At 58.1% G+C, this 24,305-nt stretch carries 29 protein-coding genes; 18 read left to right on the top strand and 11 right to left on the bottom strand.

Translation table 11 applies throughout. From position 1 onward, the window contains the following. Positions 1-9 precede the first annotated feature (9 nt). Positions 10-531: a ribosome biogenesis factor YjgA gene (gene yjgA, locus KGD89_RS21295; protein WP_025261789.1), complete on the bottom strand. Its 522-nt coding sequence runs from the start codon at positions 529-531 to the stop codon at positions 10-12. Between the two features lie 107 nt (positions 532-638). Between yjgA and pmbA the strand changes: the two genes are divergently transcribed. The 6 genes from pmbA (at position 639) to KGD89_RS21265 (ending at position 5,937) form a co-directional block, all read left to right on the top strand. Beyond that, entirely contained in the window at positions 639-1,985 is a 1,347-nt protein-coding gene (pmbA, locus tag KGD89_RS21290) for a metalloprotease PmbA (RefSeq protein ID WP_025261788.1), read from the top strand. A 173-nt stretch (positions 1,986-2,158) separates the two neighbouring features. After that, on the top strand, positions 2,159-2,554 hold the full coding sequence (locus KGD89_RS21285) for a hypothetical protein (protein WP_025261787.1): 396 nt from the start codon (positions 2,159-2,161) through the stop codon (positions 2,552-2,554). After that, complete coding sequence (locus tag KGD89_RS21280) at positions 2,547-3,923, top strand: class II fumarate hydratase (protein WP_025261786.1); 1,377 nt, start codon at positions 2,547-2,549, stop codon at positions 3,921-3,923. The genes KGD89_RS21285 and KGD89_RS21280 overlap by 8 nt, the downstream gene beginning before the upstream one ends. 24 nt (positions 3,924-3,947) lie before the next feature. Next, a complete protein-coding gene (locus tag KGD89_RS21275; RefSeq protein ID WP_025261785.1) occupies positions 3,948-4,409 on the top strand; it encodes a tetratricopeptide repeat protein in 462 nt (153 codons plus the stop codon). 1 nt (position 4,410) lies between these two features. Beyond that, the gene (locus tag KGD89_RS21270; RefSeq protein ID WP_025261784.1) at positions 4,411-5,022 is read left to right on the top strand and encodes a superoxide dismutase; all 612 of its coding nucleotides are present in this window, start codon (positions 4,411-4,413) and stop codon (positions 5,020-5,022) included. Between the two features lie 27 nt (positions 5,023-5,049). Then, positions 5,050-5,937, top strand: coding sequence for a ZIP family metal transporter (locus KGD89_RS21265; protein ID WP_025261783.1), 888 nt, complete (start codon positions 5,050-5,052; stop codon positions 5,935-5,937). Positions 5,938-6,106: 169 nt separating this feature from the next. On the opposite strand, the gene KGD89_RS21260 is transcribed toward KGD89_RS21265, so the two are convergent. From KGD89_RS21260 to KGD89_RS21220, 9 genes are all read right to left on the bottom strand, one after another. Beyond that, positions 6,107-6,379, bottom strand: coding sequence for an HPr family phosphocarrier protein (locus KGD89_RS21260; RefSeq protein ID WP_025261782.1), 273 nt, complete (start codon positions 6,377-6,379; stop codon positions 6,107-6,109). A gap of 15 nt (positions 6,380-6,394) precedes the next feature. Next, positions 6,395-7,252: an RNase adapter RapZ gene (rapZ, locus tag KGD89_RS21255; RefSeq protein ID WP_025261781.1), complete on the bottom strand. Its 858-nt coding sequence runs from the start codon at positions 7,250-7,252 to the stop codon at positions 6,395-6,397. 2 nt (positions 7,253-7,254) lie between these two features. Then, positions 7,255-7,719: a PTS IIA-like nitrogen regulatory protein PtsN gene (ptsN, locus tag KGD89_RS21250; protein ID WP_025261780.1), complete on the bottom strand. Its 465-nt coding sequence runs from the start codon at positions 7,717-7,719 to the stop codon at positions 7,255-7,257. Between the two features lie 11 nt (positions 7,720-7,730). After that, on the bottom strand, positions 7,731-8,039 hold the full coding sequence (hpf, locus tag KGD89_RS21245; RefSeq protein WP_025261779.1) for a ribosome hibernation-promoting factor, HPF/YfiA family: 309 nt from the start codon (positions 8,037-8,039) through the stop codon (positions 7,731-7,733). A 76-nt stretch (positions 8,040-8,115) separates the two neighbouring features. Continuing rightward, the gene (locus KGD89_RS21240; protein WP_025261778.1) at positions 8,116-9,609 is read right to left on the bottom strand and encodes an RNA polymerase factor sigma-54; all 1,494 of its coding nucleotides are present in this window, start codon (positions 9,607-9,609) and stop codon (positions 8,116-8,118) included. A 184-nt stretch (positions 9,610-9,793) separates the two neighbouring features. Further along, a complete protein-coding gene (gene lptB, locus KGD89_RS21235) occupies positions 9,794-10,519 on the bottom strand; it encodes an LPS export ABC transporter ATP-binding protein (RefSeq protein ID WP_025261777.1) in 726 nt (241 codons plus the stop codon). Further along, positions 10,520-11,065: a lipopolysaccharide transport periplasmic protein LptA gene (gene lptA, locus KGD89_RS21230; protein WP_025261776.1), complete on the bottom strand. Its 546-nt coding sequence runs from the start codon at positions 11,063-11,065 to the stop codon at positions 10,520-10,522. Next, positions 11,052-11,624 (bottom strand): LPS export ABC transporter periplasmic protein LptC, encoded by a 573-nt coding sequence (gene lptC / locus KGD89_RS21225; protein ID WP_025261775.1) that lies wholly within the window; start codon positions 11,622-11,624, stop codon positions 11,052-11,054. Before lptC ends, lptA begins: the two co-directional genes overlap by 14 nt. A 129-nt stretch (positions 11,625-11,753) precedes the next feature. After that, positions 11,754-12,728 (bottom strand): KpsF/GutQ family sugar-phosphate isomerase, encoded by a 975-nt coding sequence (locus KGD89_RS21220; protein ID WP_025261774.1) that lies wholly within the window; start codon positions 12,726-12,728, stop codon positions 11,754-11,756. 317 nt (positions 12,729-13,045) lie between these two features. Here KGD89_RS21220 and KGD89_RS21215 point away from each other — a divergent pair, with 317 nt between their 5' ends. The 10 genes from KGD89_RS21215 (at position 13,046) to hisC (ending at position 21,034) form a co-directional block, all read left to right on the top strand. Next, the gene (locus tag KGD89_RS21215) at positions 13,046-13,855 is read left to right on the top strand and encodes an ATP-binding cassette domain-containing protein (RefSeq protein ID WP_025261773.1); all 810 of its coding nucleotides are present in this window, start codon (positions 13,046-13,048) and stop codon (positions 13,853-13,855) included. Then, the gene (gene mlaE, locus KGD89_RS21210; RefSeq protein WP_025261772.1) at positions 13,855-14,652 is read left to right on the top strand and encodes a lipid asymmetry maintenance ABC transporter permease subunit MlaE; all 798 of its coding nucleotides are present in this window, start codon (positions 13,855-13,857) and stop codon (positions 14,650-14,652) included. The genes KGD89_RS21215 and mlaE overlap by 1 nt, the downstream gene beginning before the upstream one ends. Further along, on the top strand, positions 14,652-15,119 hold the full coding sequence (mlaD, locus tag KGD89_RS21205) for an outer membrane lipid asymmetry maintenance protein MlaD (RefSeq protein WP_025261771.1): 468 nt from the start codon (positions 14,652-14,654) through the stop codon (positions 15,117-15,119). The genes mlaE and mlaD overlap by 1 nt, the downstream gene beginning before the upstream one ends. Before the next feature lie 10 nt (positions 15,120-15,129). Then, positions 15,130-15,783: an MlaC/ttg2D family ABC transporter substrate-binding protein gene (locus KGD89_RS21200; RefSeq protein ID WP_025261770.1), complete on the top strand. Its 654-nt coding sequence runs from the start codon at positions 15,130-15,132 to the stop codon at positions 15,781-15,783. Beyond that, positions 15,780-16,085 carry an STAS domain-containing protein gene (locus tag KGD89_RS21195; protein ID WP_025261769.1) on the top strand — a complete coding sequence of 102 codons (306 nt, stop codon included), beginning with the start codon at positions 15,780-15,782 and terminating at the stop codon, positions 16,083-16,085. Before KGD89_RS21200 ends, KGD89_RS21195 begins: the two co-directional genes overlap by 4 nt. A 114-nt stretch (positions 16,086-16,199) precedes the next feature. Beyond that, positions 16,200-16,439, top strand: coding sequence for a BolA family protein (locus tag KGD89_RS21190; protein WP_025261768.1), 240 nt, complete (start codon positions 16,200-16,202; stop codon positions 16,437-16,439). Positions 16,440-16,461: 22 nt separating this feature from the next. Continuing rightward, a complete protein-coding gene (murA, locus tag KGD89_RS21185; protein ID WP_025261767.1) occupies positions 16,462-17,727 on the top strand; it encodes a UDP-N-acetylglucosamine 1-carboxyvinyltransferase in 1,266 nt (421 codons plus the stop codon). 149 nt (positions 17,728-17,876) lie between these two features. After that, a complete protein-coding gene (gene hisG, locus KGD89_RS21180; RefSeq protein ID WP_025261766.1) occupies positions 17,877-18,512 on the top strand; it encodes an ATP phosphoribosyltransferase in 636 nt (211 codons plus the stop codon). Between the two features lie 123 nt (positions 18,513-18,635). Continuing rightward, entirely contained in the window at positions 18,636-19,982 is a 1,347-nt protein-coding gene (gene hisD / locus KGD89_RS21175) for a histidinol dehydrogenase (protein ID WP_025261765.1), read from the top strand. Continuing rightward, the gene (gene hisC, locus KGD89_RS21170; RefSeq protein ID WP_025261764.1) at positions 19,982-21,034 is read left to right on the top strand and encodes a histidinol-phosphate transaminase; all 1,053 of its coding nucleotides are present in this window, start codon (positions 19,982-19,984) and stop codon (positions 21,032-21,034) included. The genes hisD and hisC overlap by 1 nt, the downstream gene beginning before the upstream one ends. A gap of 61 nt (positions 21,035-21,095) precedes the next feature. On the opposite strand, the gene algW is transcribed toward hisC, so the two are convergent. Next, on the bottom strand, positions 21,096-22,259 hold the full coding sequence (algW, locus tag KGD89_RS21165) for a Do family serine endopeptidase AlgW (protein WP_025261763.1): 1,164 nt from the start codon (positions 22,257-22,259) through the stop codon (positions 21,096-21,098). A 110-nt stretch (positions 22,260-22,369) separates the two neighbouring features. On the opposite strand from algW, the gene KGD89_RS21160 reads away from it, so the two are divergent. Both KGD89_RS21160 and cysD read left to right on the top strand, forming a co-directional pair. Further along, entirely contained in the window at positions 22,370-23,128 is a 759-nt protein-coding gene (locus tag KGD89_RS21160; protein WP_025261762.1) for a Nif3-like dinuclear metal center hexameric protein, read from the top strand. A 159-nt stretch (positions 23,129-23,287) separates the two neighbouring features. Further along, positions 23,288-24,205, top strand: a complete 918-nt coding sequence (gene cysD, locus KGD89_RS21155; protein WP_025261761.1) for a sulfate adenylyltransferase subunit CysD — start codon at positions 23,288-23,290, stop codon at positions 24,203-24,205. The last annotated feature ends 100 nt before the right edge of the window (positions 24,206-24,305 follow it).

The following is a 24,305-nucleotide window of genomic DNA, read 5'->3' as shown; positions in this document are numbered from 1 at the left end:
GGGTCGTGATCAACGCAGACCGCGTTGAATCTCGTCCAGATCACGGATGTATTTGAAGATTTTGCGGCTGGTGGCCGGCGGTTTGTTGCGTGCAACTTCGTGTTGAGCCTGACGGATCAATGAACGCAGTTGCTGGCGGTCAGCGTCCGGGTAGTCGATGACGAACTTTTCCAGGTCGTCGTCGTTGCCCGAGATCAGGCGATCACGCCAGCGCTCCAGAGCGTGGAAGCGTTCGTTGTACTGGCGAGTGGAGGCATCGAGTTGGTCCAGCAATTCCAGAATGGCTTCCTGGTCCTGATCGCGCATCAGCTTGCCGATGAACTGGATGTGGCGCTTGCGGGCAATGTGCGCGGTGTGCTTCGGCGCATCCGCCAGAGCCTTGCGCAAGGCGTCGGTCAGAGGCAGCTTGGCCAGTACATCGGGTTTGAATGTCGTCAGTCGCTCGCCAAGATCAACCAGAGCATGCAGCTCGCGTTTTACCTGGCTTTTGCTTTTCTCCCCGTCGAGGGAGTCGTCGTAAGAATCAACCATGGGGGCCGTCCGCAAATAAACGCCGCCATGATAACCAGTCGAGGGCCGCTTGTCCGGTCCGGTCGGTATTCGGCGTGTGCCGAAAGCAGAATTTGATGGAGAAAATCATGAGTGCAACCCAAAGCGTCGGCCCTCAGGCCTTGCCCGAACTGCAGGAACAGGTCGAGCAGATCATTGCCGAAGCCAGGCGCCAGGGCGCCAGTGCCTGTGAAGTTGCCGTGTCGCTGGAGCAGGGGCTGTCGACATCCGTTCGTCAGCGCGAAGTGGAAACCGTAGAGTTCAACCGCGACCAAGGGTTTGGTATCACCTTGTACCTGGGTCAGCGCAAAGGCTCGGCCAGCACCTCGGCCAGTGGCGCAGACGCCATTCGCGAAACCGTGGCAGCAGCCTTGGCCATCGCCAAACATACTTCCGAGGACGAAAGCTCCGGCCTTGCCGATGCTGCGTTGATGGCCAGGGAGAACAAGGATTTCGATCTGTTCCATGCCTGGGACATCACCCCGGAGCAAGCCATCGAGCAGGCCTTGATCTGTGAAGCCGCAGCGTTTGACGCTGACAGCCGGATCAAGAACGCCGATGGCACCACGCTCAACGCCCATCAAGGTTGCCGGGTCTATGGCAACAGCAATGGTTTCATCGGTGGTTACGCTTCGACACGTCACAGCCTCAGTTGCGTGATGATCGCCGAAGGTGAAGGCCAGATGCAGCGTGATTACTGGTACGACGTCAACCGTATCGGCACTCTGCTTGCTGATCCCCAGAGCATTGGTCGCAAGGCTGCACAACGTGCTGCCAGTCGTCTGGGCGCGCGTCCTGTTCCGACCTGCGAGGTTCCGGTGCTGTTCTCGGCCGAGATGGCGGGCGGACTGTTCGGCAGCCTGTTGTCAGCCATTGCCGGTGGCAACCTGTACCGCAAGTCTTCCTTCCTTGAAGGTACTCTGGGGGAGCGGCTGTTCCCTGAGTGGCTGACCATCGATGAGCGTCCGCACCTGATGCGCGCCATGGGCAGCTCTGCTTTTGATGGTGATGGTCTGGCGACTTATGCCAAGCCGTTCGTGGAAAACGGTACGCTGGTTTCTTATGTCCTGAGCACTTATTCGGGCCGAAAACTGGGCTTGCCCAGCACGGCGAACGCCGGTGGCGTGCATAACCTGTTCGTCACTCATGGCAGCGAAGATCAGGCTGCACTGATCCGCCGCATGGGGCGCGGCCTGTTGGTCACCGAATTGATGGGCAGTGGCCTGAACATCGTGACCGGTGATTACTCCCGTGGCGCGGCGGGTTTCTGGGTCGAGAATGGCGAGATCCAGTTCCCGGTTCAGGAAGTGACCATTGCCGGCAATATGCGCGACATGTTCAAACAGATTGTCGCGATTGGCAGCGATCTTGAATTGCGCAGCAACATTCGCACAGGCTCGGTGCTGATTGAGCGCATGACTGTCGCGGGTAGCTAAATCTCCTCTTCGCGAATGAATTCGCTCCTGCAGTGGGAGCGAATTCATTCGCGAAAAACCATCCCTCAATTCCCCTTTCATATCCTCCTCTTTCGGTTCGCAAAAACTCCACACTTGTTTTGATTCTTAATCTCATTCAATAATGAATATCATTTCCGAAATGAGATGCGGTCATGGGGTCTGTGTTACACGAGCTGCCTTACCTGGAAAACTGGCGCGGTCTGAGTCTGCGGATTCGTTGTGCCCTTGAGCCTGATGAACCGCGCCTCATCGATCATTACCTGGCTGAAGGGCGCTATCTGGCGCGTTTCACGGCTACACCCCAGACGCTTATCGCCGAAACCACATTCCGCCTGTTGATGGACACCGCACGCGACACGGTCTTGCCGTGGCATTGGCGCTGCCTGTGTCTGGATCAGGCCTGGCGGCCGTTGCGCGACGTAAAGGCGCTGGCCTCCACACCCGCACGACAGCAACGCTGGGCAGCCTGTGCGCATCAACTGGCGTCCTGCGTTTTGCAGCCTTCGATTTCTCTCACTGAACTGGTGCAAGGACATTCCGATGAGTAATACCCGTATCGAACGCGACAGCATGGGCGAGCTGCAAGTCCCGGCCGAGGCCTTGTATGGCGCACAGACTCAGCGTGCGGTGGATAACTTTCCGATCAGCCAGCAGCGCATGCCCAGGCAGTTCATTCGTGCGCTGTTGCTGGCCAAGGCGGCAGCGGCTCAAGCCAACCTTGAGCTGGAGCAGATCAGCGAAGGGCAGAGCAAAGCCATCGTCAGCGCTGTAAAGGAGCTGCTGGCCGGTGATTTCATGACTCACTTCCCGGTGGATATCTACCAGACGGGTTCCGGCACCAGCACCAACATGAACGCCAACGAGGTGATTGCCACCCTGGCGACCCGCGTGCTGGGTGAGACGGTTAACGCGAACGATCACGTCAACTGTGGCCAGAGCAGCAACGACATCATTCCGACGACTATCCACGTCAGCGCTGCCCTGGCCTTGCACGAACAACTGTTGCCGGCCCTGAATCATCTGGTTCAGGTCACCGAGCACAAGGCTGTGCAGGTGCACGCTTTCGTCAAGACCGGCCGTACCCACTTGATGGATGCCATGCCGGTTCGCTTGAGCCAGGTCCTGAACGGCTGGGCGCAGCAGATTCGCGCCAATGTCGAACACCTGCAAGGGTTGCAGCCAAGCTTGCAGGCGCTGGCTCAAGGTGGCACAGCGGTCGGCACCGGCATCAACGCGCATCCTGAGTTTGCAAAGCGTTTCAGCACGCACCTGAGCGCTTTGAGTGGCGTGCAGTTCGAGCCCGGCAAGGATCTTTTTGCCCTGATCGGTTCCCAGGACACCGCCGTGGCGGTGTCCGGGCAGCTCAAGGCAACAGCGGTTTCCCTGATGAAAATCGCCAACGACTTGCGCTGGATGAACTCCGGCCCGCTGGCCGGCCTGGGTGAGATCGAGCTGCAAGCCTTGCAGCCTGGCTCGTCGATCATGCCGGGCAAGGTCAATCCGGTGATCCCGGAAGCGACCGCAATGGTTGCTGCGCAGGTTATCGGCAATGATGCGGCCATTACCGTGGCGGGGCAGTCCGGCAACTTCGAGTTGAATGTGATGCTGCCGATCATCGCCCAGAACCTGCTCAGTAGTATCGAATTACTGGCCAACTCCAGTCGTCTGTTGGCTGATAAGGCGATAGCCAGCTTCAAGGTCAACGAAGCTAAGCTCCAGGAAGCGTTGTCGCGTAATCCGATCCTGGTGACGGCGCTCAATCCGATCATCGGCTACCAGAAGGCCGCCGAAATCGCCAAGAAGGCGTACCAGCAAGGACGTCCGATCATCGATGTAGCCCTTGAGCACACCGATTTGCAGCGTAATCAGTTGGAAGTGCTGCTCAATCCCGAAAAACTCACTGCTGGCGGCATCTGATTCAAGCCCGCCTGGAGGTATGTCATGCAGCATTGGAAACGCACCATCGAACTGGCCAATCGCTGTTTCAATCAGGGTGAGTGGGTCGAGGCCCGCGAGCTTTACCTTCAGGCGCTGGCACTGGCTCAAGTGCTGTTTGAACGCTGGCCGGATGCCGATGAAGCGGTGGCGGCCTGTGTCATTTCCCATCACAACCTGGCCGATCTGCACCTGAGCCTGGGTCAGCCTGAGGAGAGCGCCGAGTACTTGTGCGCGATCCATCAACACCTGCTGCAAACCATGCAGGAACCGCGTCTGCCCAAGGCCCTGCGCGAAGCCGCGTTGCGCCACAGCAACAAGACCTATGCCGAACTGTTGGGCTTCATCGGCGAGCACGGCGAATACCCAAGAACGCATCGGTTGCTGAACAGCAACAACGAGCATACGCGCTCATCGTTGCAGCGAGATTCCGCCGCCACTCCTGGCCTTTTCTACGGAGCACATTGAAATGCCTTACACCTTGCCTGCACTGCCTTACGCCTACGATGCCCTGGAACCGCACATCGATGCGCAAACCATGGAAATCCATTACACCAAACACCATCAGACCTACATCAACAACCTCAACGCCGCTGTCGAGGGCACCGAGTTCGCTGAGTGGCCAATCGAGAAACTGGTGGCCAGCGTCCAGCAATTGCCTGAAAAACTGCGCCCGGCGGTGATCAATCAAGGTGGCGGCCATGCCAACCACTCCCTGTTCTGGACCGTCATGGTTCCTGGCGGCGGTGGTCTTCCTCAAGGCGAGGTTGCCAAGGCTATCGATGAGCAACTGGGCGGTTTCGACAGCTTCAAGGACGCTTTCACCAAAGCGGCCCTGACCCGTTTCGGCAGTGGCTGGGCCTGGCTGAGCGTGACGCCCGAGAAAAAACTCGTGGTGGAAAGCAGTGGTAACCAGGACAGCCCGTTGATGAACGGCAACACACCGATCCTTGGCCTGGACGTCTGGGAACACGCTTACTACCTGCTCTACCAGAACCGTCGCCCCGAATACATCAACGCGTTCTACAACGTGGTCAACTGGGATGAGGTATCCCGGCGCTACCAGGCCGCTTTGGCCTGATTCTCCAATAAAGACCTAAGGCAGTTTATGCGTTCGGAAATACTTACAGTCAGCAGCGTGCGGTTGTTTCGTCTGGCGATCGGGACAGTTCTGCTGTTGGCCGGCATGGCATTGCTGGGCGCACAAGGGCTGGCCTGGCTCGACCTTGAGCCGCGCCTGATGCGGGCGCTGGAAGGCGGCGCGATCTGTGCTCTGGGCACGGCATTAGGGGCGGTTCCGGTACTGGTGATCCGTAACATGCCGATCATGGTGTCCGATGGGCTGCTCGGCTTCGGTGCTGGTGTCATGCTGGCAGCGACGGCGTTTTCCCTGATTGTGCCGGGGCTTGAAGCTGCCGAAGGTCTTGGTTTTTCTGCCTGGGGCGCGGGTGGCCTGATCAGCGCAGGCATCGTGCTGGGAGCCTTGTGCCTGTTCATGGTGGATTACAGCGTCTCCAGAGGTTCGCCGCTGGGTGGTACGCCCGGACATCCGGCGATTGCTCCGCGAATCTGGCTGTTCGTGATTGCCATCGTGGCTCACAACATCCCGGAAGGCATGGCGATTGGCGTTTCGGCGGGTGGTGGCCTGTCGGAGGCTGATAGCCTGGCCATCGGCATTGCCTTGCAGGACGTGCCTGAAGGGCTGGTGATCGCCATGGTGCTGGCAGGTGCTGGAATGTCGCGCGGCAAGGCGTTCCTGATTGGCGCGGCTTCTGGCCTCGTCGAACCGCTCTTTGCCCTGCTCGGTGCCTGGCTGGTGGGCATTGCCGAGCAACTGCTACCATTCGGCCTGGCCTTGGCGGCTGGCGCAATGCTGCTGGTGGTGACCCATGAAATCATCCCTGAGTCCCGCCTGAACGGGCATAACAAGATTGCCAGTTTGGGATTGATTGCAGGTTTTTGTTTGATGATGGTGATGGATACGGCGCTGGTTTGAGGGGTGACTCCTCAGTCAGTGCGTACATGTTATCGAGGTGGAGGGGCCTTGGCCGCGACGGCCTGTATACAGGCAACACATTTTTAGCATCTGAAAATGACTGTCGCGGCCAAGGCCCCACCACGAATTTTGCCCCTGCCTCTTAACTGCCAGGCATTAGCCAATCGCCTTACTCGCCTTCATCGAACTTGTTATTGATCAGTTCGACCAGTCCGTCCAGGGCATCCTGCTCGCCTTCGCCTTCGGTCAGCAGGTGAATATCCGTGCCTTTGCCGGCAGCCAGCATCATTACGGCCATGATGCTTTTGCCGTCGACCATGCTCTCCGGTGAGCGGCCAACCCTGATCTGGCAAGGAAACTTGCCTGCGACGCCAACGAACTTGGCGGCTGCGCGGGCGTGCAGGCCCAGTTTGTTGATAATGGTGATTTGACGAGCGGGCATCGCAGTGAAAATCCTTCAGCTGAGGTCGCGGTGGCGGACCTGAACGTTCTTGAGTGATTGTTGCAGGACCTGACCCAGGCGCTCTGTCAGGTAGACGGAGCGGTGATGCCCGCCTGTGCAGCCAATGGCAATGGTGACGTACGAGCGGTTGCTGGCAGCAAAGCGAGGCAGCCATTTGTTGAGGTAGGAAAAAATGTCCTGGAACATCTCTTCGACATCAGGCTGGGCTGCCAGGTATTCGACAACGGGAGCATCGAGGCCCGAATGATCGCGCAGTTCAGGCTTCCAGTACGGATTGGGCAGGCAGCGCACATCGAATACGACGTCGGCGTCCACAGGCATGCCGCGCTTGAAACCGAACGACTCGATCAGGAAGGCGGTACCGGCTTCAGGCCTGTTCAGCAGGCGAAGCTTGAGGGTGTCGCGTAGTTGATAGAGGTTCAGGTGCGTGGTGTTGATCTTGAGATCTGCCAGATCGATGATTGGCCCCAGCAGAGTCGTTTCGTCGTGTATGGCTTCTGCCAGCGAACGATTCGCCGTGCTCAGCGGATGACGACGACGGGTTTCGGAGAAGCGTTTGAGCAGCGTCGCTTCGTCGGCGTCCAGGTAGAGCACGTCGCACTGGATATTGAGTGCACGAAGTTCGGCGAGGATCTGCGGGAAACGCGTCAGGTGGCTCGGGAGATTGCGTGCATCGATGGACACTGCCAGCAGAGGCTCTGCCAGCTCGCTGTTCATCAGCGCACGCTCTGCCAGTTCCGGAAGGAGGCCGGCAGGAACGTTGTCTACGCAATAGAAACCGTTGTCTTCCAGCACATTCAGCGCTGTGCTCTTGCCAGAACCCGAACGACCACTCACGACGATCAGGCGCATGCTCAATGTCCGTTCTGTACGTCCAGTACCACTTGATAAAGCGTTTCACCGCTTTCGGCACTGCGTAGGCGGTCACGCACTTCAGTGCGGTCAAGCATGCTGGCTATCTGGCGCAGCAGCTCCAGGTGTTCATCGGTGGCCGCTTCCGGGACGAGCAGGACAAATAGCAGGTCGACCGGGGCACCATCGATGGCGTCGAAATCGATAGGCGATTCCAGGCGCATGACTGCGCTCACAGGTGTTTCACAGCCTGCAAGGCGGCAATGGGGGATGGCAATGCCGTTGCCAAAACCGGTAGATCCCAGTTTTTCGCGGGCAACAAGGCTTTCAAACACACTTTGCTGGTCCATGCTCGGTACTTCTCGACCGATCAGGTTGGCAATTTGTTCGAGTACACGTTTTTTACTGCCGCCCGACACGTTCACGCATGAACGGCCGGGGGTCAGGATGTTTTCAAGTCGGATCATTGGGATGAGTGTCAGCGAGCTGTCGCACCTTTAAGGATGTTCTGCTGCTTCTCCTTATGCTTGAGCAATTGTCTGTCGAGCTTATCAGTGAGAAGGTCGATGGCCGCGTACATGTCGTCATGTTCGGCGTTGGCTACGACCTCTCCACCATGGATGTGCAGTGTGGCTTCGATCTTCTGCTTGAGCTTCTCGACCGCCAGGGTGACCTGCACGTTAGTAATCTTGTCAAAATGCCCTTCGAGCTTCTTGAGCTTGAGCTCAACGTATTCGCGAAGGGGCTTGGTCACTTCCAGTTGGTGTCCACTGATATTGACTTGCATACAGCTTTCTCCTTTGCCAGTGCATAAAGAAGCAGGAGTTCATTCCTGCCGCTGGAACGCTGTGGCTCTGCCTGCATCACATCAGTCGCTTGCGTTCACTCGAAGGTGCAATTCCGAGCGACTCGCGGTACTTGGCTACTGTGCGACGGGCTACTTGAATGCCTTGTGCCTCCAGTAAACCAGCGATCTTGCTATCACTCAACGGCTTTTTCTGATTTTCCGCTGCAACCAGTTTCTTGATGATTGCGCGGATGGCCGTCGAAGAGCATTCCCCACCTTCGGAGGTGCTGACGTGGCTGGAAAAGAAGTATTTCAGCTCGTAAATACCCCTTGGGGTATGCATGAACTTCTGGGTGGTCACGCGGGAAATCGTAGACTCGTGCATGCCCACCGCTTCGGCGATGTCGTGCAGGACGAGCGGCTTCATGGCTTCGTCGCCATACTCGAGAAAACCGCGCTGATGTTCGACGATCTGGGTGGCAACCTTCATCAGGGTTTCGTTGCGGCTCTGCAGGCTCTTGATGAACCAGCGGGCCTCCTGCAACTGATTGCGCATGAAGGTGTTGTCAGCGCTGGTGTCGGCCCGGCGCACAAAACCGGCATATTGCGGGTTGACCCGCAGGCGTGGCACGGATTCCTGATTCAGCTCCACCAGCCAGCGTTCGTTGTCCTTGCGCACGATCACATCGGGCACGACATATTCGGCTTCGGTGGATTCGATCTGCGAGCCGGGGCGCGGGTTGAGGCTCTGGACCAGTTCGATGACCTGGCGCAGTTCGTCTTCCTTGAGCTTCATGCGCCGCATGAGCTGGGTGTAGTCGCGACTGCCCAGCAGGTCGATATAGTCGGTGACCAGGCGCTGGGCTTCGCTCAGCCAGCGGGTCTTGGCCGGTAGCTGGCGCAATTGCAGCAGCAGGCATTCGCTCAGGTTGCGGGCGCCGATACCGGCAGGCTCGAATTGCTGGATACGGTGCAGAACGGCTTCGATCTCGTCGAGTTCGATATCCAGTTCGGGATCGAAGGCTTCGACGATTTCTTCGAGGGTTTCGTCGAGATAGCCCTGGTTATTGATGCAGTCGATCAGGGTGACGGCAATCAGCCGGTCCTTGTCGGACATCGGCGCCACGTTCAATTGCCACAGCAGATGGCTCTGCAGGCTTTCGCCCGCGGACGTGCGGGTGGTGAAGTCCCATTCGTCGTCATCGTTGCTGGGCAGGCTGCTGGCGCTGGTCTGGTAGACATCTTCCCAGGCGGTATCGACGGGCAATTCGTTTGGAATGCGCTCGTTCCATTCGCCCTCTTCCAGGTTGTCCACAGTGGGTGCGGATTCCTGATAGCTGGGCTCCTGGATCTCGGTATTGGGCTTTTGCTCAATGTTGTCGGCCAGAGGGTCGGAGTTGTCGAAGTCCTCGCCTTCCTCCTGGCGTTCCAGCATAGGATTGGATTCCAGTGCTTCCTGAATCTCTTGCTGGAGGTCCAGGGTCGATAACTGGAGCAAGCGGATAGCCTGTTGCAGCTGCGGTGTCATCGTCAGCTGCTGGCCCATTCTCAAGACTAGCGATGGTTTCATGGCAGGGGCTAAACACCTTATTCGCCGGCGCACATGCGCCATCCACTACAGGGCGCCGAAGCGCCAGCTTAAGCAAGTTATATGCCTGAATCTGAAGTGTTTGCCTAGAGCATCATGACAAAAAATGCATTGTCAACAGGATGCTTAGGCAAAGCTCGCATCAAGAGAGCTCACACAGGATCGACTACAGGCGGAACTCGTGGCCGAGGTAGACCTCTTTCACCAGTTGGTTGGCCAGAATGGTTTCCGAGTCGCCTTCGGCAATCAATTGCCCGTCGTTCACGATGTAGGCGGTTTCGCAGATATCCAGGGTTTCGCGCACGTTGTGATCGGTGATCAGCACGCCGATGCCCTTGGCTTTGAGGTGATGAATGATTTGTTTGATATCGCCCACCGAGATGGGGTCTACGCCTGCGAAAGGCTCGTCGAGCAGGATGAACTTGGGTGCGGTGGCCAGTGCCCGGGCAATTTCCACGCGGCGGCGCTCACCACCCGAAAGGCTCATGCCCAGGTTGTCGCGGATGTGGGTAATGTGGAATTCCTGAAGCAGGCTTTCCAGCTCCTTGCGACGAGCGGCTGAGTCGAGTTCCTTGCGGGTTTCGAGGATGGCCATGATGTTGTCGGCTACGGACAGCTTGCGGAAGATCGAGGCTTCCTGAGGCAGATAGCCAATACCTGCGCGGGCGCGGCCGTGCATCGGCTGGTGGCTGACATCGAGGTCATCAATCAGGACGCGGCCCTGATCGGCCTGTACCAGACCGACGATCATGTAGAAGCAGGTCGTCTTGCCGGCGCCGTTGGGGCCGAGCAAGCCTACGATCTGACCGCTGTCGATGGACAGGCTTACGTCGCGTACGACCTGACGACTCTTGTAGCTTTTAGCCAGGTGCTGGGCTTTAAGCGTCGCCATTTACTGGGCCTTCTGCTGTTCGGTTTTCTTTTTAGGCTGGATGACCATGTCGATCCGTGGGCGCGGTGCAGTCACTTTGGCGCCGCCATTGGCTCGGCCTGCGGTGACGACCTGCTTCACGGTGTCATAGACGATCTTCTCGCCTTCGGAGGTGTTGCCATCGTTGATGACCTTGGCCTTGTCGATCAGTACGATGCGATCCTGTGCCGCGTAATACTGGATGGTGACGCCATAGGCCTGCACGATCGGCTTGTCTACCGAGGGTTTCTGCTCGTAATAGGCCAGGTTGCCGACGGAGGTGAATACGTCGACTTCGCCCTGTGCGTTACGAGTGATGGTCACGGTATTACCGGTGATCTTCATCGAACCCTGAGTGATGATCACGTTGCCCTTGTAGGTGGCAACGCCTTTCTTGTCATCGAGCTGCGCATCGTCAGACTGGATGTGAATCGGCTGATCGCGGTCGGTTGGCAGGGACCAGGCGCTCGCGCTTCCCAGTGCTGCGCCCAGGCCGAGCAAAAAAGGAAGAGTTTTAACGAGACTCATACTGTCCTCTTACGTTGGACAGCAGGTCCATCCTGCCGTCGTTCAAATACGCTTTCATTCCCTTGGCTGTCGTTACACCGCCAGCGGCGTCGATTCTAACCACTTGCTCGGTCTGCGCATATTGCTTCTGTGGGAATACGGTCATACGACTGCTGGTAATGATAGTCGTACGCTGCTTTTCATCGGTACGTGCAACACGTACGGAGTCGATCAGTTCAACTTCGGTGCCGCCCGGCGAAACTTCGCCACGCTCGCTCTGTACGTGCCACGGGAACAGGGTGCCGCGGTACATGTGCAGGTCGGGTTTGGTCAGCAGGGTGATGTCCGTTGCCTTGACGTGTTCGACCTTGTCGGCAGTCATGTCGTATTGCATCTTGCCGTCGGGCAGGTACTGCACGCTATGGGCATTGATGGCGTAATAGTCGATGGCGGTGTCGTCGGTGGCGGCGACAGGCTGATCCATGAAGCTTTCCGGGCTGATGTTCCAGTAGCCGACTGCAGCAAGCAGCAGTGCCAGCACCCCGAAAGTCAGAATCGTGCGTATTTTCTTACTGAACATAGAAAAGGCTTCCATAAGGGCGCATGGCGGGCTGCTTCAATGTTGCCTGGCGCGCAGGCGACAAGTCTGGCAGATCGTTGCCCCGGCAGGTGATTTGTTCCTGATTCATAAAGAGCAGAAGAGTCGCCATTACATGACACCCGCTCGCAGCAGGTCCTGCAGGTTGAAGGCGCCGGTCGGGCGGTCATCGGCGTCGACGACGATCAGCGCGCCGATCTTGTGATCTTCCATGATTTTCAGGGCTTCGGCGGCGAGCATCTCTGCGCGGGCCGTCTTGCCATGAAGGGTCATGACTTCATCTATAGTGGTTTCGCGAATGTCGATCGGGCGATCCAGGGTGCGGCGCAGGTCGCCATCGGTGAAGATCCCGGCCAGCTTGCCGTCGGCGTCGACGATTGCGGTCATGCCCAGGCCCTTGCGGGTCATTTCCAGCAGTGCATCGCGTAGCGGGGTGCCGCGCTGAACCTTGGGCAGGGCGTCGCCAGTGTGCATGATGTTCTCGACTTTGAGCAGCAGGCGTCGGCCCAGTGCGCCGCCGGGGTGCGAGAACGCGAAATCTTCTGCGGTAAAGCCGCGCGCCTCGAGCAAGGCAACAGCCAGGGCGTCGCCCATGACCAGGGCGGCGGTAGTCGAAGACGTGGGTGCCAGGTTCAGCGGGCAGGCTTCGTGTTCCACCTGGACGTTGAGGTTGACGTCGGCCGCCTTGGCCATGACTGAGGCCGGGTTGCCCGTCAGGCTGATCATCTTGATGCCCAGACGCTTGATCAGTGGCAGCAGGGTAACGATTTCATTGGTCGTGCCGGAGTTGGACAGGGCCAGAATGATGTCGTCGCGGGTAATCATGCCCATGTCGCCATGGCTGGCTTCGGCGGGATGCACGAAATAAGAGGTCGTGCCGGTGCTGGCCAGGGTCGCGGCGATCTTTCTGCCGATGTGTCCGGACTTGCCCATGCCGACCACTACGACGCGTCCCTTGCTGGCCAGAATCATTTCGCACGCGCGCACGAAATCGGCATCGAGATGGCCGAGCAAGCCTTGTATGGCTTCCATTTCGAGGCGGATGGTTCGTTGCGCGGATTGAGTCAGGTCGCTGGATCGGGTCATATCTTGAATTAGTCGGCTTGCTGAAAGGCGGCGATTATAGCGGTAATGTACGATTCCCTCACGTCTGATCGTCATGGAGTTGTATCTGGAGTGGCTTGTTCAGCCTTTCGGGGTTATTGCAAGGGCTGTTCTCAGGTTTATTTCAGCATGCACAGGGTGTCTGCAAGGTGCTGTGGGGTATCTAACAAACAGGTTCTCTTCTTGGGTGGCGTGCTGCTGCGGTGATATAGTGCGCGGCTTGTTCGGCTGGCCCGTGCTGTCTGTGTCTCGCGAGAGCCAGGCAGGAGAAGGGAGAAGCTGTATCGCAAGGAGTTTAGATGAGCGCCGATGACGCCTACGCGGTCGATTTGAAAGGAGTGTCCTTCAAACGCGGCACGCGCAGCATATTCACTGATGTCGATATTCGTATTCCCAAGGGGAAGGTCACCGGGATCATGGGGCCGTCCGGCTGTGGCAAGACGACCTTGCTTCGGCTCATGGGAGCGCAATTGCGGCCAAGTTCGGGCGAGGTCTGGGTCAATGGCCAGAACCTGCCCGAGCTGTCACGCAGCGACCTGTTCGATGCGCGCAAGAACATGGGGGTCCTGTTCCAGAGCGGCGCCTTGTTCACCGATCTCGATGTTTTCGAGAACGTCGCCTTTCCCTTGCGCGTTCACACCCAGTTGCCGGAAGAGATGATCCGCGACATTGTCCTGCTCAAGTTGCAGGCAGTGGGCTTGCGCGGCGCGCTCGAGCTGATGCCCGACGAGTTGTCCGGTGGCATGAAGCGTCGTGTGGCGCTTGCCCGTGCTATCGCTCTCGATCCGCAGATTCTCATGTACGACGAACCCTTTGTCGGGCAGGACCCGATAGCCATGGGGGTTCTGGTGCGTCTGATCCGCTTGCTCAACGATGCGCTAGGGATCACCAGTATCGTGGTGTCTCATGATCTTTCCGAGACAGCAAGTATCGCGGACTACCTTTACGTCGTCGGAGACGGACAGGTGTTGGGGCAGGGTACGCCGCAGGAACTGATGTCCTCGGATAATCCGCGCATTCGTCAGTTCATGACCGGCGAGCCGGATGGCCCCGTTCCGTTTCACTATCCGGCACCGGATTTTCGTGAAGATCTTTTGGGGAAGCGCTGATGCGCAATAAGTCATTGCTGGACCGTATTCGCCTGTTCGGGCGTTCGGCCATTGATACCGTTGCAGTGCTGGGGCGATCCGGCATCTTTCTGGGCCATGCCTTGCTGGGGCGTGGCGGGATCGGCGGCGGTTTTTCGCTGTTGATCAAGCAGTTGTACTCGGTGGGCGTGATGTCTCTGGTCATCATCGTCGTGTCGGGCATTTTCATCGGCATGGTACTGGCCCTTCAGGGTTTCAGTATCCTGGCCAGATACGGTTCGGAGCAGGCCGTGGGCCAGATGGTCGCATTGACCCTGCTGCGCGAGTTGGGCCCCGTGGTGACAGCGCTGCTGTTTGCCGGGCGTGCCGGTTCCGCACTGACGGCGGAAATCGGCAACATGAAGTCCACCGAGCAGTTGTCCAGCCTTGAAATGATCGGTGTCGACCCTCTCAAGTACATCATTGCACCACGCCTGTGGGCCGGGTTCATTTCCCTGCCGCTGCTGGCGATCATTTTCAGTGTGGTCGGAATCTGGGGCGGCTCGTGGGTCGCAATCGACTGGCTGGGTGTCTATGAAGGCTCCTTCTGGTCGAACATGCAGAGTAGCGTTTCCTTCACCAGTGATGTGCTCAATGGTGTTATCAAAAGTGTCGTCTTTGCCTTCGTGGTGACCTGGATCGCTGTTTTCCAGGGCTATGACTGTGAACCTACTTCCGAAGGGATCAGCCGCGCCACGACCAAAACGGTTGTATATGCCTCACTGGCAGTGTTGGGCCTCGACTTTATTCTGACCGCCTTGATGTTTGGAGATTTCTGATGCAAAACCGTGCAATCGAAACCGGTGTCGGCCTGTTCCTGCTGGCCGGGATACTGGCTTTGCTATTGCTCGCCCTGCGTGTCAGCGGCTTGAGCGCCAGTGCGACCAATGACAGTTATAAACTTTACGCATACTTCGACAATATCGCCGGTTTGACTGTCAGAGCCAAGGTGAGCATGGCGGGTGTGCCGATCGGCCGGGTAACGGCAATCGATCTGGATCGTGACACCTTTACCGGTCGTGTAACGCTGGAGATCCAGAAAAAGGTGGATAACCTGCCTTCTGACTCCACCGCTTCGATCCTGACTTCCGGCTTGCTCGGTGAAAAATACATTGGTATCAGCGTGGGCGGTGACCAGTCCCTGCTCAAGGACGGCAGCACGATCCATGACACGCAGTCATCGCTTGTGCTGGAAGACCTGATCGGGAAATTCCTGCTCAATACCGTGAGTAAAGAAGCCAAATGAGGAGCTTTAAATGATCTCTATCCTGCGCCGTGGTCTGCTGGTGTTGCTGGCCGTGCTGCCGATGATGGCAAATGCGGCGGCAACTCCGTCCGCTCATGACCTGGTAGATCGCACCACCAAGGAGTTGCTGAGCGATCTGGCCAGCAACAAAGAGCAGTACAAATCCAATCCGAGCGCGTTCTACGATGCCTTGAACCGTATCGTTGGCCCGGTAGTGGATGCTGACGGCATTTCCAGAAGCATCATGACCGTCAAGTACTCGCGCAAGGCTACACCTGAGCAGATGCAGCGTTTCCAGGAAAACTTCAAGCGCAGCCTGATGCAGTTCTATGGCAATGCGCTGCTGGAATACAACAACCAGGGCATCATCGTTTCTCCTGCCAAGGATGAGGGTGCTGATCGCACCAGCGTCGATATGCAGGTCAAAGGCAACAACGGCGCGGTTTATCCGGTTTCCTACACCCTTGAGAAAATCAACGGTGAGTGGAAAGTACGTAACGTGATCATCAATGGCATCAACATCGGCAAGCTGTTCCGTGACCAGTTCGCCGATGCCATGCAGCGTAATGGCAACGACCTGGACAAGACCATCGATGGCTGGGCGGGTGAAGTCGCCAAGGCCAAGGAAGTGACGACCGAAGCTGCGCAGAAGTCTGCGCAATGAGTGAGTCTGCCGTACGCTTTGGTTCGCCGGGGCAATTGCAGCTGACGGGCGTGCTGGATTACCGTAGCGGGCCGCAACTGCGCAAGCAGGGCGCGGCCCTCATCAAGTCCAGCGATGCACCGAACCTGATTCTGGACTGCTCCGGCGTGGTGAAGTCCAGCAGCGTAGGGCTGGCCCTGTTGCTGGCGTTCATGCGTGACGCCAGTGATGCGGGGAAGTCGGTCAGCGTGCAGTCATTGCCCGAGGATATGCGGGAAATTGCCCGTGTATCCGGCTTGAGCGAGCTTTTGGATATTCATTAATAGCGGTTATCGGGAAAGCCCTTTGTCTGGCACCCCTTCGTTGGGGTTCGCATAGCATGGGCTTTTTTGTATGATGGCCGACCCGCGCGCGTAGGGCGCCGATCGAGGTTAAGCATGCAGGCTGTAGAAGTTAAGAGCTTCCTTGAAGGAAAGCTGCCCGAAATCCAGGTGGAAGTTGAAGGCCAAGGCTGCAATTTCCAGCTGAATATCATCAGTGACGAGATGGCCAGCCTGAGCCCCGTCAAGCGTCAGCAAAACATCTATGCCCATTTGAACCCTTGGATTGCCGATGGCAGCATCCACGCGGTCACTATGAAATTTTTCAGCCGCGCTGCCTGGGCCGAGCGCACCTGAGCCAATTGGTGTCGAGATTCTAATGGATAAATTGATTATTACCGGCGGCGTTCGTCTTGATGGCGAAATTCGCATTTCCGGGGCAAAGAACTCTGCCCTGCCGATTCTCTCGGCTACGCTGCTGGCCGATGGCCCGGTAGTCGTTCAGAACCTGCCGCACCTGCACGACATCACCACCATGATCGAGCTGTTCGGTCGTATGGGCATCGAGCCTGTAATCGACGAGAAACTCAGCGTCGAGATCGACCCGCGCACCATCAAGACCCTGGTCGCGCCGTACGAACTGGTTAAAACCATGCGTGCGTCGATTCTGGTTCTGGGCCCGATGGTTGCCCGTTTCGGTGAGGCCGAAGTCGCATTGCCTGGCGGTTGCGCCATCGGTTCGCGTCCGGTCGACCTGCACATCCGTGGCCTTGAAGCCATGGGCGCAATCATCGATGTCGAAGGCGGCTACATCAAGGCCAAGGCCCCTGAAGGCGGCCTGCGTGGTGCCAACTTCTTCTTTGATACCGTGAGCGTGACCGGTACCGAGAACATCATGATGGCTGCCAGCCTGGCAAACGGCCGCAGCGTTCTGCAGAATGCCGCCCGTGAGCCTGAAGTCGTCGATCTGGCGAACTTCCTGATTGCCATGGGTGCGAAAATCCAGGGCGCCGGTACCGACACCATCACCATCGATGGCGTGAAGCGCCTGGGGTCCGCGACTTATAAAGTCATGCCGGACCGTATCGAAACCGGTACTTACCTGGTTGCCGCTGCTGCTACCGGTGGCCGCGTCAAGGTCAAGGACACCGATCCGACCATCCTCGAAGCGGTATTGCTCAAGCTCCAGGAAGCCGGTGCAGAAATCACCAGCGGCGAAGACTGGATCGAGCTGAACATGCACGGCAAGCGTCCCAAGGCGGTCAACGTGCGTACCGCGCCTTACCCGGCGTTCCCGACCGACATGCAGGCGCAGTTCATCTCGCTCAACGCAATCGCGGAAGGCACTGGCGCAGTGATCGAAACCATCTTTGAAAACCGCTTCATGCATGTCTATGAAATGCATCGCATGGGCGCACACATTCAGGTGGAAGGTAATACGGCAATCGTGACCGGTACCGAAGTGCTCAAGGGCGCGCCAGTGATGGCGACCGACCTGCGTGCATCGGCCAGTCTGGTGATTTCGGCGCTGGTTGCCCAGGGCGATACCCTGATCGATCGCATCTACCACATCGACCGTGGTTATGAGTGCATCGAAGAGAAGCTGCAAATGCTGGGTGCCAAGATCCGTCGCGTTCCGGGCTAGCAGCATGGGGTTCCACTGCCTTTCGGGCAGTGGAATCTGCAGTGTGATTTTCTGATTCGTTTCACCTTGAGCCCGTCATGTCGGGCTCAAGTGTTGTTTCGGGCCGTCTGCCCGGAGCAAAAGTTTCCTGATAAGGACTTACGTTTTCCATGTTGACCATCGCACTGTCCAAGGGCCGTATCCTCGACGATACACTGCCGCTTCTTGCCGAAGCGGGCATTGTGCCGACCGAGAATCCGGACAAGAGCCGCAAGCTGATCATCCCCACGACTCAAGACGACGTACGCCTGTTGATCGTGCGCGCTACCGATGTGCCGACCTATGTCGAGCATGGCGCTGCCGACCTGGGTGTTGCGGGCAAGGATGTGTTGATGGAGTACAGCGGCCAGGGGCTGTATGAGCCGCTGGATCTGCAGATTGCCCAGTGCAAGCTCATGACCGCTGGAGCCATTGGTGCTGCCGAGCCCAAAGGCCGCCTGCGTGTGGCGACCAAGTTCGTGAATGTTGCCAAGCGTTATTACGCCGAGCAGGGTCGTCAGGTCGATATCATCAAGCTGTATGGCTCGATGGAGCTGGCACCGCTGATTGGTCTGGCCGACAAGATCATCGACGTGGTCGACACCGGCAACACCTTGCGTGCCAACGGTCTTGAGCCTCAGGAACTGATCGCTACCATCAGTTCGCGTCTGGTGGTGAACAAGGCTTCCATGAAAATGCAGCATGCGCGCATCCAGGCGCTCATCGACACTCTGCGCAAGGCAGTAGAGTCGCGACACCGCGGCTGATCGATTGCGCGGCCTTCGAGTCGCGTCCAGCTATCCGTGTCATAGCCAAATTTCTCAGGTGCCTGCGCGGATAGCTTGGTAGCTTATGGCACCTGAGCATCCGCCACTTATTGAGATATCGCTATGACCACTCCCACTGCAATACGCCGACTCGATGCTGCCGACCCGGATTTCGCACGACATCTGGATCATCTGCTGAGCTGGGAAAGTGTGTCTGACGATTCGGTCAACCAGCGTGTGCTCGACATCATCAAGGCGGTGCGTGAGCGTGGTGACGCGGCCCTGGTCGAGTTCACCCAGCGTTTCGATGGCCTGCAAGTGGCGTCGATGGCTGACCTGATCCTGCCTCGCGAGCGCCTGGAACTGGCGCTGACACGCATTTCACCTGCACAGCGTCAGGCGCTGGAAACGGCTGCTGCCCGCGTGCGCAGCTACCACGAAAAACAGAAGCAGGACTCCTGGAGCTACACCGAAGCCGACGGCACGGTGCTTGGCCAGAAAGTCACGCCGCTGGACCGTGCCGGTCTGTACGTGCCGGGTGGCAAGGCTTCTTATCCTTCGTCGGTCCTGATGAATGCCATTCCGGCGAAAGTGGCCGGTGTGACTGAAGTGGTCATGGTCGTGCCGACGCCGCGTGGCGAGATCAACGAACTGGTGCTGGCTGCTGCCTGCATCGCGGGTGTCGATCGCGTTTTCACCATTGGTGGCGCACAGGCCGTTGCCGCGCTGGCATACGGCACTGAAAGCGTGCCTCAGGTGGATAAAGTCGTCGGCCCTGGCAACATTTATGTCGCCACTGCCAAGCGTCATGTGTTCGGTCAGGTCGGCATCGACATGATCGCCGGGCCTTCGGAAATTCTCGTAGTGTGCGATGGCCAGACCGATCCGGACTGGATTGCCATGGACCTGTTCTCCCAGGCCGAGCATGACGAAGATGCCCAGGCGATTCTGGTCAGCCCCGATGCAGAGTTTCTCGACAAGGTGGCCGCCAGTATTACGAAGCTGCTGCCGACCATGGAGCGTGCGGCCATCGTCGAAACCTCGATCAATGGCCGTGGTGCCCTGATCAAAGTAGCCGATATGCAGCAAGCCATCGATGTCGCCAACCGCATCGCGCCGGAGCACCTTGAGCTGTCGGTCGCCGACCCTGAAGCCTGGTTGCCGCAGATTCGCCACGCCGGTGCGATTTTCATGGGGCGTCACACGTCCGAGGCATTGGGTGACTACTGCGCCGGTCCGAACCATGTGCTGCCGACTTCCGGCACTGCACGTTTCTCTTCGCCGCTGGGCGTCTATGACTTCCAGAAGCGCTCATCGATCATCTACTGCTCGCCGCAAGGTGCCTCCGAACTGGGCAAGACCGCTTCGGTTCTGGCTCGTGGCGAATCGTTGACCGGCCACGCTCGCAGTGCCGAGTACCGGATCACGGATACCCACTGGAGTGCGGGCAGCACAGAGGAAGGCAAGTAATGAGTAAATTCTGGAGTCCTTTCGTCAGCAGTCTGGTGCCTTATGTGCCGGGTGAGCAGCCGAAGCTGACCAAGCTGGTCAAGCTCAATACCAATGAAAACCCTTACGGCCCTTCGCCCAAGGCGCTTGAGGCGATGCGGGCTGCATTGACCGATGATCTGCGTCTGTATCCGGACCCCAACAGTGACCTGCTCAAGCAGGCCGTGGCCGGTTATTACGGTGTGCAGGCCAGTCAGGTGTTCCTGGGCAATGGCTCAGACGAAGTGCTGGCGCACATCTTTCATGCGCTGTTCCAGCACGACAAGCCTCTGTTGTTCCCGGATATCAGCTACAGCTTCTATCCGGTCTACTGTGGTCTGTACGGCATTGACTATGACGCTGTCGCGCTGGACGAACAGTTCCAGATTCGCGTGTCTGATTATGCCAAGCCGAATGCGGGGATCATCTTCCCGAACCCGAACGCACCCACCGGCTGCCTGCTGCCGCTGGAAGCGGTCGAGCAGATCGTCAAGGCCAGTCCGGATTCGGTGGTAGTGGTCGATGAGGCGTATGTCGATTTTGGTGGCGAGACGGCGATAGCGCTGGTTGACCGTTATCCTAACCTGCTGGTGACACAGACGTTGTCCAAGTCCCGTTCACTGGCCGGTTTGCGGGTCGGGTTCGCGGTAGGGCATCCGGATCTGATCGAAGCGCTGGAGCGGGTCAAGAACAGTTTCAACTCTTACCCGCTGGATCGCCTGGCGATTGTCGGTGCGACGGCAGCCTTTGAAGACCGTGAGCACTTCGATACCACTCGCAATGCGGTAATCGCCAGCCGTGAGGCATTGGTCGAGAAGCTGGAAGGTCTTGGTTTTGAAGTGTTGCCTTCTGCGGCCAACTTCATCTTTGCCCGTCACCCGAAACATGATGCTGCAGGCCTGGCAGCCAAGCTGCGCGAGCAGGGCGTTATCGTGCGTCACTTCAAGCAGGAGCGGATTGCCCAGTTCCTGCGGATCAGCATCGGTACGGCTGAGCAGAATCAGGCGTTGCTGGACGGGTTGAGCGGGATTTAGGTCTTTCGCGAATAAATTCGCTCCTACTGTGTGGGAGCGAATTCATTCGCGAAGACTGGTTTTACTGTTCCTTCACTGCCGGCGTTGGTGCCGGTGGCGGCCGCAGGCCAACTTCGGCGCTCAGGCGCAACTCCTTGCCATTGCGCATGACATCAATCGCAATCTTGTCCTTGGGCTTGGTGCGCGCCACCTGATTCATCGAACGCCGACCATCACCTGCTGGTTCGCCATTGATGCTCAGGATCACATCCCCCAGTTGCAGGCCGGCTTTCTGTGCCGGGCCATCGCGAAAGATTCCGGCAACTACAATCCCTGGGCGATCCTTCAGGCCGAAGGAGTCAGCCAGCTCCTGTGTCAGGGGTTGAACTTCGATGCCCAGCCAGCCACGAATGACCTGACCGTGTTCGATGATCGATTTCATGACATCCATCGCCAGTTTGGTCGGGATCGCAAAGCCGATGCCCTGGGAGCCCCCTGACTTGGAGAAGATCGCTGTATTGATGCCGGTCAGGTTGCCGGAGGCATCCACCAGCGCGCCACCCGAGTTGCCGGGGTTGATGGCCGCGTCGGTCTGGATGAAGTCTTCGTAGGTGTTGAGGCCCAGCTGGTTGCGGCCGGTCGCACTGATGATGCCCATGGTGACGGTCTGGCCGACACCGAACGGGTTGCCGATGGCTAGCGCCACATCGCCGATCCGGATGCCGTCGGAGCGTGCAATGGTGATGGATGGCAGGTTTTTCAGGTCGATCTTCAGCACCGCCAGATCGGTTTCAGGGTCGTTGCCGATGACCCGGGCGATGGTTTCGCGGCCGTCCTTGAGGGCGACCACGATCTGGTCGGCACCAGTGGTGACGTGGTTGTTGGTCAGCAGGTAGCCTTCGGGGCTCATGATCACGCCTGAACCGAGGCTCGATTCCATGCGCTTCTGCTTGGGAGCGTTATCGCCGAAGAACCTTCTGAACTGAGGGTCCTCGAACATGGTGGGGTTGTTGCCCTTGTTCACCATCTTGGTGGTGTAGAGATTGACCACTGCTGGCGCAGCGGCACTCACTGCATCGGCATACGACGACGGCCCCTGCATCACCACGGTGGTCTTGGGAGCCTGTTGCAGGTTTACATCACGGCTGGGCAGCCCGACCCATTGCGGGTAACGCTGGATAATCAACATGGCGATGAGCACGCCAGCCAGCAATGGCCAGCCGAAAAAGCGCAGTGCCTTTAACATTGAGCAAGTCCTGATAGTGACAGGCGCAAAGAATTTTCCACGAGTGCGCCATAATGGCGGGCATTATACGAGCACAAAGCAGCTCTGAACTGCATATTTAGGAGTCTTTTATGGCTGTTGCCCTGAGTACCCTGGTCGAAGAGGCCGACCGCTATCTCAACAGTGCCCGCATTCAGGATTATTGCCCCAACGGTCTGCAGGTCGAAGGCCGGCCGCAAATCATGCGCATCGTCAGCGGCGTGACGGCCAGCCAGGCTTTGCTGGACGCCGCTGTCGAAGCCCAGGCCGACCTGATCCTGGTTCACCATGGCTATTTCTGGAAGGGCGAAAACCCTTGTGTCGTGGGCATGAAGCAGCGCCGCCTGAAGACCTTGCTCAAGCACGACATCAGCCTGCTGGCCTATCACTTGCCGCTGGATGTGCATCCGGATGTAGGCAATAACGTGCAACTGGCTCGCCAACTGGATATCACGGTCGAAGGGCCGCTGGACCCGGAGAATCCCAAGGTGGTCGGTCTGGTCGGCTCTCTTTCCGAGCCGATGACGCCTCGTGATTTTGCCCGTCGCGTGCAGGACGCTCTGGGGCGTGAACCCCTGTTGATCGAAGGCAGCCAGATGATCCGGCGTGTCGGCTGGTGCAGCGGTGGTGGCCAAGGCTACATCGATCAGGCGGTGCTAGAAGGTGTGGATCTGTTTCTCAGTGGCGAAGCCTCGGAACAAACCTTTCACAGCGCCCGTGAGAACGACATCAGCTTTATCGCTGCCGGGCACCACGCCACCGAGCGCTATGGGGTTCAGGCCCTGGGTGACTATCTGGCGCGACGTTTTGCCCTTGAACATATATTCATCGATTGCCCTAACCCGATCTGAGAGATCCAAACATGGGGCTATATGTATAGATCGTTTCGATCTATCAAGCGCGCTGATCCTGCGGTATGCCTCATGATAAAGTGCGCGGCTCGAATACGGCCCGCTGGCCGCCCGGGGGGATTTTTCCCGGCCCACAACGATTGCACTCCGTGAGTAACCATGGTTGACAAACTGACGCATCTGAAACAGCTGGAGGCGGAAAGCATCCACATCATCCGCGAGGTCGCCGCCGAGTTCGACAACCCGGTCATGTTGTACTCGATCGGCAAAGACTCTGCCGTGATGCTGCATCTGGCGCGCAAGGCCTTCTTCCCAGGCAAGCTGCCGTTCCCGGTCATGCACGTCGATACCCGCTGGAAATTCCAGGAAATGTATCGCTTCCGCGACAAGATGGTCGAGGAAATGGGCCTGGACCTGATCACCCACGTCAACCCGGATGGTGTTGCGCAGGGTATCAACCCGTTCACCCACGGCAGTGCCAAGCACACCGATATCATGAAGACCGAGGGCCTGAAGCAGGCACTGGACAAGCATGGTTTCGACGCAGCTTTCGGCGGCGCGCGGCGTGACGAGGAAAAATCCCGTGCCAAGGAACGTGTCTACTCGTTCCGCGACAGCAAGCACCGCTGGGACCCGAAGAACCAGCGTCCCGAGCTGTGGAACGTCTATAACGGCAACGTCAACAAGGGTGAGTCGATCCGCGTCTTCCCGCTGTCGAACTGGACCGAACTGGACATCTGGCAGTACATCTACCTCGAAGGCATCCCGATTGTGCCGCTGTACTTTGCCGCCGAGCGCGACGTCATCGAGAAGAACGGCACCCTGATCATGATCGACGACGATCGCATCCTCGAGCACCTTACCGACGAGGAAAAGGCCCGGATCGTCAAAAAGAAAGTGCGCTTCCGCACCCTCGGCTGCTACCCGCTGACCGGCGCCGTCGAATCCGAAGCCACCAGCCTGACCGACATCATCCAGGAAATGCTCCTGACACGAACTTCCGAACGCCAGGGCCGGGTCATCGACCACGACGGCGCAGGTTCGATGGAAGAAAAGAAACGTCAGGGTTATTTCTAAGCTTCAAGTTACAAGCGGCAAGCTGCAAGTTGGAAGCACATTACGTCGCTTCAGAGGCTTTCAGGTTGCCGCCCTTTGTGTGGCGCATTTGTGCGCCTAT

Origin of the sequence: Pseudomonas cichorii (genome assembly GCF_018343775.1) — a bacterium.
GTDB classification, from domain to species: Bacteria; Pseudomonadota; Gammaproteobacteria; order Pseudomonadales; family Pseudomonadaceae; genus Aquipseudomonas; species Aquipseudomonas cichorii.
The sequence above is the reverse complement of the archived record's forward strand: the minus strand, read 5'-3'. Positions and strand labels throughout refer to the sequence as shown.

Bases quoted from the DNA above. Each gene is read 5' to 3' on its own strand.
- KGD89_RS21220 (WP_025261774.1), bottom strand. From the start codon at position 12,728: ATGACCCGATCCAGCGACCTGACTCAATCCGCGCAACGAACCATCCGC.
- murA (WP_025261767.1), top strand. From the start codon at position 16,462: ATGGATAAATTGATTATTACCGGCGGCGTTCGTCTTGATGGCGAAATT.
- lptA (WP_025261776.1), bottom strand. From the start codon at position 11,065: ATGAGTCTCGTTAAAACTCTTCCTTTTTTGCTCGGCCTGGGCGCAGCA.
- yjgA (WP_025261789.1), bottom strand. From the start codon at position 531: ATGGTTGATTCTTACGACGACTCCCTCGACGGGGAGAAAAGCAAAAGC.
- ptsN (WP_025261780.1), bottom strand. From the start codon at position 7,719: ATGATCCGACTTGAAAACATCCTGACCCCCGGCCGTTCATGCGTGAAC.
- rapZ (WP_025261781.1), bottom strand. From the start codon at position 7,252: ATGCGCCTGATCGTCGTGAGTGGTCGTTCGGGTTCTGGCAAGAGCACA.
- KGD89_RS21215 (WP_025261773.1), top strand. From the start codon at position 13,046: ATGAGCGCCGATGACGCCTACGCGGTCGATTTGAAAGGAGTGTCCTTC.
- KGD89_RS21195 (WP_025261769.1), top strand. From the start codon at position 15,780: ATGAGTGAGTCTGCCGTACGCTTTGGTTCGCCGGGGCAATTGCAGCTG.
- KGD89_RS21285 (WP_025261787.1), top strand. From the start codon at position 2,159: ATGGGGTCTGTGTTACACGAGCTGCCTTACCTGGAAAACTGGCGCGGT.
- KGD89_RS21160 (WP_025261762.1), top strand. From the start codon at position 22,370: ATGGCTGTTGCCCTGAGTACCCTGGTCGAAGAGGCCGACCGCTATCTC.
- hpf (WP_025261779.1), bottom strand. From the start codon at position 8,039: ATGCAAGTCAATATCAGTGGACACCAACTGGAAGTGACCAAGCCCCTT.
- KGD89_RS21240 (WP_025261778.1), bottom strand. From the start codon at position 9,609: ATGAAACCATCGCTAGTCTTGAGAATGGGCCAGCAGCTGACGATGACA.
- KGD89_RS21280 (WP_025261786.1), top strand. From the start codon at position 2,547: ATGAGTAATACCCGTATCGAACGCGACAGCATGGGCGAGCTGCAAGTC.
- hisD (WP_025261765.1), top strand. From the start codon at position 18,636: ATGACCACTCCCACTGCAATACGCCGACTCGATGCTGCCGACCCGGAT.
- mlaD (WP_025261771.1), top strand. From the start codon at position 14,652: ATGCAAAACCGTGCAATCGAAACCGGTGTCGGCCTGTTCCTGCTGGCC.
- KGD89_RS21270 (WP_025261784.1), top strand. From the start codon at position 4,411: ATGCCTTACACCTTGCCTGCACTGCCTTACGCCTACGATGCCCTGGAA.
- KGD89_RS21260 (WP_025261782.1), bottom strand. From the start codon at position 6,379: ATGCCCGCTCGTCAAATCACCATTATCAACAAACTGGGCCTGCACGCC.
- pmbA (WP_025261788.1), top strand. From the start codon at position 639: ATGAGTGCAACCCAAAGCGTCGGCCCTCAGGCCTTGCCCGAACTGCAG.
- KGD89_RS21275 (WP_025261785.1), top strand. From the start codon at position 3,948: ATGCAGCATTGGAAACGCACCATCGAACTGGCCAATCGCTGTTTCAAT.
- algW (WP_025261763.1), bottom strand. From the start codon at position 22,259: ATGTTAAAGGCACTGCGCTTTTTCGGCTGGCCATTGCTGGCTGGCGTG.
- KGD89_RS21190 (WP_025261768.1), top strand. From the start codon at position 16,200: ATGCAGGCTGTAGAAGTTAAGAGCTTCCTTGAAGGAAAGCTGCCCGAA.
- lptB (WP_025261777.1), bottom strand. From the start codon at position 10,519: ATGGCGACGCTTAAAGCCCAGCACCTGGCTAAAAGCTACAAGAGTCGT.
- mlaE (WP_025261772.1), top strand. From the start codon at position 13,855: ATGCGCAATAAGTCATTGCTGGACCGTATTCGCCTGTTCGGGCGTTCG.
- KGD89_RS21265 (WP_025261783.1), top strand. From the start codon at position 5,050: ATGCGTTCGGAAATACTTACAGTCAGCAGCGTGCGGTTGTTTCGTCTG.
- cysD (WP_025261761.1), top strand. From the start codon at position 23,288: ATGGTTGACAAACTGACGCATCTGAAACAGCTGGAGGCGGAAAGCATC.
- hisG (WP_025261766.1), top strand. From the start codon at position 17,877: ATGTTGACCATCGCACTGTCCAAGGGCCGTATCCTCGACGATACACTG.
- hisC (WP_025261764.1), top strand. From the start codon at position 19,982: ATGAGTAAATTCTGGAGTCCTTTCGTCAGCAGTCTGGTGCCTTATGTG.
- KGD89_RS21200 (WP_025261770.1), top strand. From the start codon at position 15,130: ATGATCTCTATCCTGCGCCGTGGTCTGCTGGTGTTGCTGGCCGTGCTG.
- lptC (WP_025261775.1), bottom strand. From the start codon at position 11,624: ATGTTCAGTAAGAAAATACGCACGATTCTGACTTTCGGGGTGCTGGCA.